At 72.2% G+C, this 15114-nt stretch carries 1 pseudogene; it reads left to right on the top strand.

From position 1 onward, the window contains the following. Window positions 1–163: 163 nt before the first annotated feature. Window positions 164–15013, top strand: a pseudogene (locus ACIRRA_RS00865) (amino acid adenylation domain-containing protein); the annotation flags it as partial. Between the last annotated feature and the right edge of the window lie 101 nt (window positions 15014–15114).

The following is a 15114-nucleotide window of genomic DNA, read 5'->3' as shown; positions in this document are numbered from 1 at the left end:
GATCGACAGCCCTGCCACCAGCAGGGTCGAGTAACGCGGCCTGCGTGAACCCGATGAACAATGTCGGTGCACGCGGCGGTACGGGCAACGACGGACAGGATGAGGACAGCTGCATGATTCGGGTGGTCGGGGACCGGAAGATCGAGCTCGTGGCGGTGGCGGCATGACCCGCACGGCTCGCGTACGTCCCACCCGGACCCGCCGTGGACCCCACATTCCGACACTGCCGCAGCTGCTGGCGACCGCGGTGGAGGCCAATCCGGGCGGCCTCGCCGTCACGGTCGCCGACGCCGATCGCAGTCTGGCCGCGCTGAGCTACGCCGAACTCGACGAGCGTTCGAACCGGCTGGCGCGCCTGCTCATCACCCGCGGCATCGGCCCGGAGGATCTGGTTGCGGTCGGTATCCGCCGCTCGCTGGAGTCGGTGATGGCGGTGTGGGCGGTCGCCAAGACCGGCGCCGGCTTCGTGCCCGTGGACCCCAACTATCCGGCCGACCGCGTGCAGCACATGATCGCGGACTCACGGGCCGTGCTGGGCCTGACCGTGGCCGAGACCCGCTCGGGCCTGCCGACCACGCTGCCCTGGCTCGAGCTGGACACCGAGGAGATCGCGGCCGCCGCCCAGGGCTATCCGGCCGAACCGGTCACCAATGCCGACCGCGCGCGCCCGCTGCGGGCCGAGCATCCGGCCTACGCCATCTACACCTCGGGGTCGACGGGCCTGCCCAAGGGCGTGGTGGTCACCCACACCGGCCTGGCCGCGCTGACCGCGGAGATGCGCGAACGTTTCGGCATCGGGCCGGAGTCGCGGGTGCTGCAGGTGGCCACCCCGTCCTTCGACGCCTCGATCATGGAACTGCTGATGGCCATCGGCGCGGCCGCGACCATGGTGGTCGCGGTGCCCGAGGTGTACGGCGGTGACGAACTGGGCCGCCTGATCGCCCGGGAGCGGGTCACCCACGGCCTGATCACGCCGTCGGTGCTGGCCTCGCTGGATCCGGATCAGCTCACCACCATGGAGGCCATCGTCGGTGGCGGCGAGGCCATTTCGGCCGAGCTGGTGCGCCGCTGGTCCGGCGACCCGTCCGGTCGCCGCCGCTTCCACAATGCCTACGGTCCGACCGAGGCGACCATCGCGACCAATATCTCCGATCCGCTGTCCCCGGACCGGCCGGTGACCATCGGCGCCCCCATTCGCGGCGCCGGCGCGTACGTGCTGGACGAATGGCTGCGGCCGGTGCCGGTCGGCACCCCGGGCGAGCTGTACATCGCCGGTGCGCTGCTGGCGCGCGGGTATCACGCCCGGCCGGAACTGACCGCGGCCCGCTTCGTCGCGAACCCGTTCGACGGGGGCGCGGGCGCTCGGCTCTACCGCACCGGTGACCTGGTTCGCGCCAATGCCGCCGGTGAACTGGAGTATGTGGGCCGCAACGACTTCCAGGTGAAGATCCGCGGCCTGCGCATCGAGCTGGGCGAGATCGACGCGGTGCTCGCCGGGCACGAGTCGGTCGACTTCGCGGTTACCGTCGGTCACGAGGTGAACGGCCGCGCCACCGCGCTGGTCTCGTATGTGCATGCGGCCCCGGGCTTCTCGGTGGACACCTCGGTGCTGTCGGAGCTGGCCGAACGGACGCTGCCCGCGCACATGGTGCCCGCCGCCATCATCGTCCTCGACGCCATCCCGTTGACGCCCGCGGGCAAGCTGGACCGCCGCGCGCTGCCCGAGCCGGAGCTCGAGGTCACCGAGTACCGGGCCCCGGAGACGGCGGCGCAGCAGGCGGTGGCCGAGGTCATCGCCGAGGTGCTGCGCCTGGATCGGGTCGGCCTCGACGACGACTTCTTCGGTCTCGGTGTGGATTCCATCACCGCCATCCAGATCGTGTCCCGGGCCCGGGCCAAGGGGCTGGGCTTCAAGCCCAGGGAGATGTTCGCCGCCCGCACCGTGGCCGCGCTGGCCGAGCTCGCGGTGCCGGTCGACACCGCCGCGGCCACCGAGGAACTCGCCACCGGACCGCTGGTCGAGCTGACCGCCGACGACGAGGCGCGGCTGCGCGAGCGCTACCCGAACCTGTCGGAGGTGTGGCCGCTCACCCCGCTGCAGACCGGCATGCTGTTCCACGCGCGGCTGGCCGAATCCTCCGTCGACGCCTACATGGTCCAGTTCGCCCTCGACCTGGCCGGTGAGATCGACGTGCCGCGCGTGCACGCCGCCGCCCGCGCCATGCTGGACCGGCACGTGAACCTGCGGGTGGTCTTCGCCGAGGACGGTGCGGGCAATCCGCTGCAGGTCGTCCTCGACGAGGTCGAACTGCCCTGGCAGTACCTGGATCTCAGCGACCGGGTGCCCGCCGAGGCGCTGGCCGAGACCGACCGCCTGATGGCCTTCGACGTGGCCCGCCACTTCGACATGAGCACCGGGCCACTGCTGCGGGTGGCGCTGTACCGCACGGCCGCCGACCGCTACCGGGTGTGCGTCACCAGCCACCACATCCTCATCGACGGCTGGTCCATGCCGCTGCTCATCCAGGACATGCTGCTGCTGTACGCGGCCGGCGGCGACGCGGCGCAGATCCCGGCGGTGCGGTCCTACCGTGACTACCTGGCGTGGCTGGCCGGGCGCGATCACGGCGCGGCGCGGGAGGCGTGGCGCGAGACCCTCGACGGGTTCACCGAGCCGACGCCGCTCGCGGCCGTCGATCCCTCCCGCGAGATCACCTCCGGCATCGGCGAAGTCACCTTCGCGCTGTCCGAGGACGACACCGCCGCGCTCACCAGGGTGGCGCACGAGGCGGGCGTCACCCTCAATACCGTCGTGCAGGCCGCGTGGGGTCTGCTCATCGGCCGCAGCACCGACCGTGACGATGTCGTCTTCGGCGCCACCGTGTCCGGCCGTCCGCCGCAGCTGGCGGGCATCGAGACCATGATCGGCCTGTTCCTCAACGCCATCCCGGTGCGGGTGCGGCTGACCCCGGGCAACACGCTCACCGAGGTGCTGCGGGCGCTGCAGGACGAGCAGGCCGCCCTGCTCGACCACCACTACGTCGGGCTGGGCGAGATCCAGGAGATCGCCGGGGTCGACGGGCTTTTCGACTCCATCGTGGTGTTCGCCTCCTTCCCGGTGGACGAGGAGTCCCTCGACGACGCCGCCGCGCCCATCGACGGCGCGGGCATTCTCGGCGCGTCCGCGGTGAACGGCACCCACTACCCGCTCACCGTCATGGTGCAGCCGCGCGGCAAGGGCCTCGGCTTCGGCGTGAAGTACCTGCGCGACCTCTTCACCGAGGACGCGGCCGAGGCCATCGCGCACCGGCTTTCGGCGCTGCTGTCCCGCATCGCCGCCGACCCGCGGGCGCGGGTGGCCGCGGTGGACGCGCTGCTCGACGGCGAGCGCCGTGAGCTGGCGGCCGTCAATGCCACCGAAGTGCCCGAGCTGCGCGACGATTCGACCCTGCTCACGCTGTTCGACGCCCAGGTGGCGCGGACCCCGGACGCCCCGGCCGTGATCTTCGGCCGCACCACCCTGACCTACGCCGAGCTGGATGCCCGCTCCCGTCGTCTCGCGCAGGAGCTCACGCTGCGCGGTGTCGGCGCGGAATCCCGGGTGGCCGTGGCCATGCGGCGCGGCATCGATCTGGTGGTCGCCGTCTACGCGGTGCTGCGTTCCGGCGGCGCGTACGTGCCGGTGGATCCCGATCACCCGGCCGAGCGCAACGAGTACGTCCTCGAGGGTTCCGCGCCGGTGTGCGTGCTCACCCGCGCGGCCGACGACTTCGAAACCGCCTCCGGCGTACCGCTGTTCTTCGTGGACGCGCTCGCGGGCGCGGATCCGCTCGTGGAGGTCGCCCCCGCGGGCGTGCGCCCGGACAATGCCGCCTACGTCATCTACACCTCCGGCTCCACCGGCCGCCCCAAGGGCGTGGTCATCACGCACCGGCAGATGGCCAACCAGTTCCGCTGGGCCCAGCGCACCTACCCGCACCGGGCGGGCGACGTGGTGCTGCACAAGACGCCCATCACCTTCGACATCTCCACCTGGGAGTTGTTCTGGCCGTTGCAGACCGGTGCGGCCGTGGTGGTGGCCGAACCGGACGGCCACCGCGACCCGGCCTACATCGCGCGCGTGATCGACGAATACGCCGTCACCTCCGTGCATTTCGTGCCGTCCATGCTCGACGCCTACCTCGACGGCGCGGCCCGGCGGCACCCCTCGCTGCGCTGGGTGTTCGCCGCCGGTGAGGCCCTCACCGCGGAGAGCGCCACGAAATTCGCTGCCGCGCTGCCGGATACCGAGCTGGTGAACTGGTACGGCCCGGCCGAGGCCACCGTGGTCACCGCCCACCCGGCCGAGCGCACCCACGGCGTCGCCGTGCCGATCGGCAGCCCCGTCGCCAATACCCGGGTGCTGGTGCTGGATCGGCAGCTGCGGCCGGTGCCCTTCGGCGCGGCCGGCGAACTCTATGTCGCCGGTGTGCAATTGGCGCGCGGCTACCTCGGCGCGCCCGCGCTCACCGCCGAACGCTTCGTCGCTCACGAGGACGGGCAGCGGCTCTACCGCACCGGTGACGTGGTCCGCTGGATCAGCGTCGGCGGTGCCGAACTCACCGGCAAGGCCGGCGGTGCCGAACTCACCGGCTCGGCCGGCGCCTCGCATGCCCTGGAGTACCTGGGCCGCAGCGACTTCCAGGTCAAGCTGCGCGGCCAGCGCATCGAGCTCGGTGAGATAGAGACCGTGCTGCTCGGCCACCCGGCCGTGCACCGGGCCGCGGTCGTGCTGGTGCGCGGCGCGAGCGGCGACCGCCTGGTCGCGTACGTGGTGCTCGAGGACGGCGCACAGGTCACCGACACCGAACTGCTCTCGCACACCCGCGAATCCGTGCCCTCCTACATGGTGCCCTCCGCCGTCGTGCGGCTGGACGCCATGCCGCTCAACGCCTCCGGCAAGCTGGACCGCAAGGCGCTGCCGGTGCCGCAGTTCCAGGCTCGCGAATACCGCGAGCCCGCCACCGCCGCCGAGCGCACGGTGGCCGAGGTGTTCGCGGCCGTGCTGCACCTGGACCGGGTGGGCGCGGACGACGACTTCTTCGAGCTGGGCGGCAACTCGCTCAATGCCACCCGGGTGGTGGCGCGGCTGGGCGCCGCGGTCGGCACGCGAGTGCCGGTGCGCGCCCTGTTCGAGGCCCCCACCGTCGCGGAACTCGCGAATTCGATGGGCGCACTGGATGATTCGGCCGTCGCGCCGCTGCGGCCGATGCCGCGGCCGGAGCTCGTGCCGCTGTCCTACGCGCAGCAGCGGATGTGGTTCCTCAACCGCCTCGACACCGACGCCGCCACCTACAACCTGCCCATCGCGCTGCGCGTCACCGGCCCGCTGGACGTGCCCGCACTGCGCGACGCCGTGGCCGACCTGGTCGCCCGGCACGAGGTGCTGCGCACCTACTATCCCGAGCACGAGGGCGTCGGCCACCAGGTGATCCTGGACGTCCACGAGGCTGACGCCATGCCGTCGCTGCCGGTGGTTCCGGTCACCGAAGCCGAGGTGGCGCAGGTGGTCTCGGAGGTCGCCTTCGCGCCCTTCGACGTGACCGCCGCCCCGCCGCTGCGGCTGCGGCTGCTGCGCCTGGACGCCGAGGACCACGTGCTGGTCTGCGTGGTCCACCACATCGCGGGCGACGGCTTCTCCGGCGGCCCGCTCACCCGTGACCTGATGACCGCCTACTTCGGCCGCATGCAGGGGCAGGAACCGTCCTGGACCCCGCTGCCGGTGCAGTACGCCGACTATGCGCTGTGGCAGCGCGAAAGCCTCGGCGACGAACACGATTCCGGCTCGCTGCTGGCCCGCCAGTTCGACTACTGGCGTTCCGCCCTCACCGGTCTGCCCGACCAGTTGGAGCTGCCCACCGACCGGCCCCGGCCGGTGGTGGCCTCCGGGCGCGGCGCGGTGCACGCCTTCGATATCGACCCGCACGTGCACGGCGCCCTGAACCGGGTTGCGCAGCAGCACAATACGACGCTGTTCATGGTGCTGCACGCCGCCTTCGCGGTGCTGCTGTCGCGGGTGTCGGGCACCCGCGACATCGCCATCGGCGCGCCCATCGCGGGCCGTGGCGAGGCCGAGCTGGACGACCTGATCGGCATGTTCGTCAACACCCTGGTGCTGCGCACCGAGGTCGACCCCAACTCCAGCTTCGCCGAACTGCTCGCCGCCGTGCGGCAGACCGACCTGGCTGCCTTCGAGCACGCCGACGCGCCGTTCGAACGCATTGTGGAGCTGCTGGATCCGCCGCGCTCGCAGGCCCGGCACCCGCTGTTCCAGGTGTCGCTGACCGTGCAGAACATGACCCCGGCCGTGTTCGAACTGCCCGGCGTCACCGTCTCCGACGTCGACCTGACCGTGCCGGTCGCCAAGTTCGACCTGGATCTGACGCTGGTCGAGCGCACCACCGCCGACGGTGTGGCACAGGGCATTTCGGCCGCGTTCACCTACGCCACCGACCTGTTCGATCCGGAATCCCTGGATCGCCTGGCCGAGCGGTTGCGCCGCACGCTGGTCGCGGCGGCCACCCATCCGGAGCGGGCCGTCGGCGACTTCGACCTGCTGGCCGTGGACGAACGGCAACGGGTGCTGTCGGATTGGAACGCCACCGCCGTCGACGTCGCGGCCGGGCTGCCCCGCGCGGCCACCGCGACCCTGGTGTCGCTGTTCGAGACCCAGGCGCTGCGCACCCCCGACGCGATCGCCCTGGTCCACGACGGCGAGCAGCTCACCTACACCGAGTTCTCCGCCCGCGTCCACCGCCTGGCCCGCCGCCTGATCGCCGAGGGCGTCGGACCGGAATCCCTGGTGGCCCTGCACATCCGGCGTTCGCTGGACTTCGTGACCGCCGTCTACGCCGTGCTGGCCGCCGGTGGCGCGTACGTGCCGCTGGACCCGGACCAGCCCGCCGAGCGCATCGCGCACGTGCTCGACACCGCCGAACCGGTGTGCGTGCTCACCACCTCCCGCGATGCCTTCGACGCGGGCGCACACCCGGTGCTCGAGATCGACACCGCTGTTCTCGCGGGATATCCCGACCACCCGGTCATCGACGTGGAGCGTCGTGCGCCGCTGCGCCCGGAGAACACCGCGTACGTCATCTTCACCTCCGGCTCCACCGGCCGCCCCAAGGGCGTGGCGGTGCAGCACGCCGCGGCCGTGAACCAGATCCGCTGGATCACCACCGAATACGCGCTCGACGGCGACGACATCGTGCTGTTCAAGACCCCGGCCACCTTCGACGTGTCGGTGTGGGAACTGTTCGGCCCCTTGGCCACCGGCGGCCGCATGGTCGTCGCCACGCCCGACGGGCACCGCGATCCGCTGTACCTGGCCGACGTCATCGCCGCCGAACGGGTCACCCTCACCTCGTTCGTGCCGTCCATGCTGCGCGCCTTCTCGGCGGCCGCCGATCCCGCGCTGCTGACGTCGCTGCGGGCGCTGCTGGTGGCCGGTGAGGCGTTCACCTCCGACGCGGTCGACGCCTTCCGCGCGATCAGCCCGGCGGAGCTGCACAACCTGTACGGCCCCACCGAATTCACCGTGCACGCCACCTACGCGCCGGTCGCCGGCGACGTCTCCGGCGCCGTGCCGATCGGCGGCCCGGTCTGGAACGCCCGCGCCTACGTGCTGGACTCGCGCCTGCACCCGGTCGCCCCCGGCCTGGTGGGCGAGCTCTACCTGGCGGGCGCGCAGCTGGCCCGCGGTTACCTCGGCCGCCCCGACCTGACCGCGGATCGCTTCGTGGCCAACCCCTTCCGGCGCGGCGAGCGCCTGTACCGCACCGGCGACCTGGTCCGGTGGAACACCGACGGCGAGCTGGTCTACCTGGGCCGCACCGACTTCCAGGTGAAGCTGCGCGGCCTGCGCATCGAGCTCGGCGAGATCGAGGCCGCGCTCACCTCGCACGCCTCCGTGGACCAGGCGGTGGTGGTGCTGCACTCGGCGGAGAACACCGGCGACATGCTCGTCGCCTACCTGGTCCCCGCGGCCGGCCCGATCGACCAGGAGGCACTGCGTGCCCACCTCGGCGCCCGGCTGCCGTCGTACATGGTGCCCGCCGCCCTGGTGGTGCTGGACGCCATGCCGGTCAATGCCAACGGCAAGCTGGACCGGAAGGCGCTGCCCGCACCGGAATTCGAGGCCCGCGAATTCCGCGCTCCGGTCTCCCCGGTCGAGCAGACCGTCGCCACCGTCTTCGCCGAGACCCTCGGTCTCGGCCATCCGGTCGGCCGTGACGACGACTTCTTCGCCCTCGGCGGCAACTCCCTGGTCGCCACCCAGGTGGTGGCCCGCCTCGGCGCGGCCCTCGACACCCGCGTCCCGGTCCGCATCCTCTTCGACGCGCCCTCGGTGGCGGCGCTGGCCGCCGCCCTCGAATCGGCCACCGGCACCGGCCGCCGCGCTCTGGTGGCCGGTCCGCGCCCGGAGCGCATTCCGCTGTCCCCGGCGCAGCAGCGTATGTGGTTCCTCAACCGCTTCGACACCGAGTCCGCCGCCTACAACATCCCCGCCGCGGTCCGGCTCACCGGCGCCCTGGATGTGGCTGCGCTGCGTGCGGCCGTCGCGGATGTGGTTGCGCGCCACGAGATCCTGCGCACCATCTACCCCGAGACCGACAACGGCCCCGTGCAGGTGGTGCTTCCGGTCGCGCAGGCGACGCCGGTCCTCGAAGTCCGCGCCGTCGCCTCGCGCGAGGTTCCGGGCGCGGTGCTCGAGGTGGCCTCGCACCTGTTCGACGTCACCACCGAGGTGCCGCTGCGCATCGCGCTGTTCGAGATCACCGACGCCCCGGGCGAATACGTGCTGGCCCTGGTGATCCACCACATCTCCGGCGACGGTTCGTCGGTGACCCCGCTGACCAGGGACCTCATGGTGGCCTATGCCGCCCGGTCCATGGACCTGGAACCGGCCTGGCAGCCGCTGCCGGTGCAGTACGCCGACTACGCCATCTGGCAGCGCGAACTGCTGGGCGACGAGCACGACCCGCAGTCGGTGGCCGCGGCCCAGATCGGCTATTGGCAGCAGGCGCTGGCCGGACTGCCCGACCAGCTCGACCTGCCCTCGGACCGGCCGCGCCCGGCCGTGCAGTCCTTCCACGGCGGCAAGGTCGAGCTCAATATCGACGCCGCCGCCCACCGCGCGCTGGTGGACCTGGCGCGCGCCGAGGGCGCGACGCTGTTCATGGTCGTGCACACCGCGCTGGCCGTGCTGCTGGCCCGGCTCTCGGGCACCGACGACATCGCCATCGGCACCCCGATCGCGGGCCGCGGCGAAGAGGCGCTCGACGACCTCATCGGCATGTTCGTCAACACCCTGGTCTTCCGTACCCGGGTGGACGCGGGCGCGAGCTTCACCGAACTGCTCGCGCGGCAGCGCGAAACCGACCTCGCCGCCTTCGCGCACGCCGACGTCCCGTTCGAGCGCCTGGTGGAGGTGCTCAACCCGGTGCGCTCCACCGCCCGGCACCCGCTGTTCCAGGTGGGCCTGTCCTTCCAGAACCACAGCCAGGCCGGTCTGGAACTGCCGGAGCTGACCGTCGCGGGCCTCGACATCGACACCGAGCTGTCGCAGTTCGACCTGCACCTGATCGCCGCCGACCGCTACAGCGAAACCGGTGAGCCCGCAGGCATTCTCGGACACTTCACCTACGCGACCGCCCTGTTCGACCGGGCCACCGTCGAAGGGTTCGTCGAACGCTTCGTGCGGCTGCTGACCCGCGTGGCCGCCGAACCCGCCACCCCGGTGGGCGAGGCGGAACTGCTCGCCACCGCGGAGCGGACCCGAATCCTGCAGGGCTGGAACGACACCCGGCACGAGGTCGACACCCGCGCCACGCTGGCGTCTCTGCTCGACCGGACCGCGAGCGCCCATGCGGCGCGGACCGCCCTGGTCGCCGACGGCGAGGGCGAGCTGACCTACGCGGAACTCGCTCGACGGGTCAACCGCCTGGCGCGCCACCTGATCTCGCTGGGCGTCGGCCCCGAGTCCCGGGTCGCGCTGGCCCTGCGGCGCTCGACCGACCTGGTGGTCGCCATGTACGCGGTCACCGCGGCGGGCGGCGCGTACGTGCCCGTCGATCCGGATCAGCCCGCCGAGCGCACCGGCTACATCCTGGAATCGGCCGCGCCGGTGTGCGTCCTCACCACGAGCGGGACCGGCTTCGTGACCGGTCTCGCGCCGATGATCCGCATGGACGAACTGGCAACGGATTCGGTTCCGGCCGGGCCGATCACCGACGCCGAGCGGGTCGCGCCACTGCGGCCCGCGAACACCGCCTACGTCATCTTCACCTCCGGATCGACCGGCCGCCCCAAGGGCGTGGCGGTGCCGCACACGGCGATCGTCAACCAGTTGCTGTGGAAGACCGCGGAATTCGATCTCGGCGTCGACGACGCGGTGCTGCTGAAGACGGCGTCCACCTTCGACCTGTCGGTGTGGGAATTCTGGTCCGCCGCCGTCTCGGGCGGCCGCCTGGTCATCGCCGAGCCCGACGGCCACCGCGACCCCGTGTACCTCAACGCGCTCATCGCCCGCACGGCCGTGACCGTGCTGCACACGGTGCCGTCCATTCTGGACGCTCTGCTGGCCGAATCGAATTCGGCCGCCGGACTGGGCGCGCTGCGGCGCGTGCTGGCCATCGGCGAGGCGCTGCCCGCGACACTCGCACAGCGGTTCCGCACGGCCTTCCCGGCGGTGGGCCTGTACAACCTGTACGGCCCGACCGAGGCCGCGGTGTCCATCACCAGCCACGAGGTCACCGCCGCCGACCGCGTCTCGGTTCCGATCGGCGCGCCGGAATGGAACAGCCGCGTCTACGTGCTCGACGCCCGGCTGCGGCCGGTGCCCGCCGGGGTGCCCGGCGAGTTGTACCTCGCCGGTGCGCAATTGGCGCGCGGCTACTTCGGGCGTCCGGATCTGACCGCGGATCGCTTCGTGGCCGACCCGTTCGCGACCGGCGAGCGCATGTACCGCACCGGTGACCTGGTCGCGTGGAACTCGACCGGCGAGCTGGAATATCGGGGCCGCACCGACTTCCAGGTGAAGATCCGCGGCTTCCGTATCGAGCTCGGCGAGATCGAGGCGGCGCTGCTGGCGCTGCCGGAGATCGCGCAGACCGCGGTGCTGGCCAAGACCGACGCCAAGACCGGCGACCGGCTGGTGGCCTACCTGGTGGCGTCCGGCTCGGATCTCGAGGTGCCGCAGGTGAAGTCGGCCCTGTCGGCGGCGCTGCCGTCGTACATGGTCCCGGCCGCCTTCGTGGTCCTCGACGCCCTGCCGTTGAACGTGAACGGCAAGCTGGACCGCGCCGCGCTGCCCGATCCCGAATTCGAGGCGGCCGTCTTCCGTGCCCCAGCCACCGCCCTGGAACAGACCGTGGCGGAGGTCTTCGCCGATGTGCTCGGCCTGGAGCGGGTCGGCGCGGACGACGACTTCTTCACCCTCGGCGGCAACTCACTGCTGGCCACCCAGGTGGCGAGCCGCCTGCGTACGCTGACCGGCGCCGAGGTCCGGGTGGCGTGGTTCTTCACCGCGCCGACCGTGGCCGGACTCGGCGCGCAGATCCTGGCCGTGCTCGAGGGCGAACACGACTTCGACTCGAATTCCGAAGCCGGACTTCAGGTCGTGCTGCCGATTCGCGCCACGGGCACCCGGACGCCGATCTTCTGCGCTCCGCCCATGTCCGGAATGTCGTGGTGCTACGCCGGTCTGGCGCGCTTCCTCCCCGAGGACCAGCCGCTGCTCGGCCTGCAGTCGCCCGCCCTCACCGAGGCCGACTACGACCCGGCGGACCTGGCCGACGTGGCCCGCCGCTACGCCGCCGAAATGCGCGCCATCCAGCCGGAGGGTCCCTACCGGGTGCTCGGCTACTCGCTCGGCGGCATCCTGGCCTACGCCATCGCCACCGAGCTGCAGGCTGCCGGCCAGCGAGTCGACCTGGTCGCCATCCTGGACTCCTACCCGGAGTCGAAGTCCGACTTCCGGACCTCGATCCTGGACGAGTTCGCCACCATCGGCGTCGGCCCCGAGGCCTTCCCCGACGGCGACCTGCTGAACCTGAGCGAGGAGGCGCTCACCGCGCTGCACGGCGCGGTGCCGCCGGACCTCGGCGTCCTCACCCTGGACCGCCTGCGCCGCATCTACCGCGGCGCGGTGCGCAGCCTCGAGCTCGAATCGCAGTACCGGCCGCGGCATTTCGACGGCCGTGTCGAGCTGTTCCGGGCCGAGTTCCTGAGCGCCGGTGTCCCGCAGTCGAAGTCGTCCGCCGACTGGCGGCCGTACGTCAGCGGCACCGTGGGCGAGCACCCGGTGCCCGGCACCCACCAGATGATGACCACCGCGGAAGCCCTCGCCGTGATCGGACCGGTGCTGGCCGGCCTCATCGATCGCGCCGACACCGAACCGGCCGTAGTGTCCGAACCTGTTGTGCGGTCCGAACCGGCTGTGCTGTCCGGCGATACCGTCGCTGCCGCCGAGCCGGTGGGCACCCTGCCGGATCTCATGGCCGCGGCCGTCGCGGCGAATCCGGACGGCGCGGCGGTGATCATTCGCGGTCGCGCCTTCACCTATGCCCAGCTCGACGCCGAATCCTCGCGTCTCGCACGGGTTCTCATCGATCACGGCGCGGGCTCGGGCACCCGGGTGGCCGTGGCGCTGCCCCGGTCGGTGGCGCTCATCCTCGCGGTGTGGGCGGTCGCCAAAACCGGTGCGACCGTGCTGCCGGTGGATCCGGCCACCGGTGACACGGGTGCACTCGACAGCCGGACCACGCAGGGCCTGACCCTCAGCGCCGCGACGGCCGGGCTGCCCCCGCTGGCCGCCGGCGGACAGTGGCTCGTGGTCGACGATCCGCGCGTCGGCGCCGATGTCGAATCCCGTTCGGCCGCACCGGTCGCCGACTCGGACCGCCGCGCCCCGGTCGAGCCCGGCCACGCGGCCTGGGTCGATCGCGCGGCCGACGGCTCCGGCGAGGTGGTGCTCACGCAGGCGGACCTGCACGCGATCGCCACCCGGACCCTGTCCTTCGGCCTGCACGGCGAGGCACGGGCGATCTATCTCGCGGCGGCCGGGTCGAGCCTGTCGCCGCTGGAACCGCTGCTGCCACTCGGCGCCGCCGCCGCCCTGGTGGTCGCGCAGCACCGCGCCTACGAGCCGGGCGAACTCACCGAACTGCTCACCCGCGAGGCGATGACCCACGTGGTACTCGCCGAGCCGGTGCGGGACGCCCTGTCCCCGGCGGTCCCCGCGGACGTACGGGTCATCGCCGCTGAGGACCTGCGGGCCCGGCCCGCGGCCGTCACCCGTGACGACACCGTGTCCGCTATCGGCGAGCCGGTATCCGTCACCGACGAATCCACGTCCGCCGCAGGGCAGTTCGAGGAGCTCGAGGTCGGCTGGGCCACCACCGCGGTGCTGCCGGTGATCAGGCCCGAGGATCTCGAGCGATCGGTGAAGCTGCGCGATCCGGAACACGCTGCCGAACCCGAGTCGGTCCGGGAGCCCGAGCCCGATATCGCGTTCCGGCCGGATGCCGAGCCCGAACCGGCGAGAGCGGCCCGCGCCGCCACTCCGGAGGACGAGGCGGCGGCCGCACCCGGGGAGACCGCACTGGCCGAGCCGCTGCGCGTGGCCGTCCAGAAGCCGGTCATGGGGCCGAGACTCAGTGCGGTGGGCGAGGTTTCGCCGCTGCCCGCGGGCGCCATGGGCCTGCTCGAGGTGGAACCGTCCGGGGTCTGGGTCCGGGCCATCACCCTCGATATCGCCGCCGGCATCTCCGGCACCCGGGTGCGCCGCTCGGTCGCCGGACTGCTGGACCGGCATCCGGGCCTGTGGGCGCGATTGCGCCGCAATGGCGACGCGGTGGCGCTCGACATTCCGGCCGCCCAGCCGCGCGGCGCCGCGGTGGTCTGGCAGATCGACCCCAACCTGGAGGCCGTCGGTGACCCCATCGAGGCCGTGATCCACGCCGCCGCAGCCGAATTGGACCCCGAGAAGGGGTACAACATGCGCTTCGTGCTGGTGGAGAACGTGGCGACCGACCCGGCCGAGGACCCGCAGGACCGACCCGCCGCCGTGCTCGTCGTGGTCGCCAACGGCCTGGTCGTGGACGACGCCTCCTGGCGCACCGTCATCGAGGACCTCACCGCCTCGTGGTCCGGCGGCCACGCCACCCCGCACAGCGCGGACGCCCACCCGCTCGGCATCGCCCGTGCGCTGGCTCAACGCGCCGTGGACGTCGACACCGTCGACGAATTGGACTGGTGGCGCGACCAGCTCGCCGACGTCGCGGAGGGCGTGTCGCCGGAGCTGGTGCTCGGCGACGCCGATTCCGGTGCTCGCGGCCGGGTCTCGGTGTCCATCACCGGCGAGGGCGCGGCGGCCGTCGACGGCGTGGCACGCCGCTACGGCGCCAGCATCGACGATGTGCTGCTGGCCGCCCTGGCCGCCACCCTGCTCGACCCGGGTGCCGAAACCCTGCGCGACACACTGGGTTCGGTGGTGCGGCTGATCGCCGACGGCCGCACCCCCGGCGATCCGGCCGGACTGCGGACGGTCGGCGCGTTCAGCACCACCTACCCGTTCGCGCTGCGCCTGGACGGCGTCGACCTCGCCGAGGTGCGGGCCGGCGGCCCGACCGCGGGCGCGGTCATCGAGCAGATCCGCGACCGGGCCCGCGAAGTACCCTCGCAGGGAGTCGGTTTCGGGCTGCTGCGGCACCTGAACCCGGAGACGGTGGCGGAGATCGCCGTACTCCCGGTGGGCCGCATCGGCTTCCGCTACCGTGACCTGCGCCCGGCCCGGGTCTACCCGGAACCGGTCGCCGACGACCTGTATCTGGACGTCACCGTCGACACCAGCCAGGACGGCCTCATCGCCCGCTTCGATTTCGTGGGCACGGTGCTCGGCCTGGACCAGGTCAAGCAATTGGTGGAGGGCTGGGTGCAGGCGCTGGGTGGACTCGCCGAGCATGGGCGCTGACGCCCGCGATGTGACCGACCCGTAGTATCAGCTGAATTCGACACGAGATGAAGGTGCGAAACATTGATTCGTCGACATGTCCGGAACGGGCGGCGCGGGCT

It is taken from the genome of Nocardia sp. NPDC101769, from assembly GCF_044766925.1.
GTDB lineage: Bacteria > Actinomycetota > Actinomycetes > Mycobacteriales > Mycobacteriaceae > Nocardia.
The sequence above is the reverse complement of the archived record's forward strand: the minus strand, read 5'-3'. Positions and strand labels throughout refer to the sequence as shown.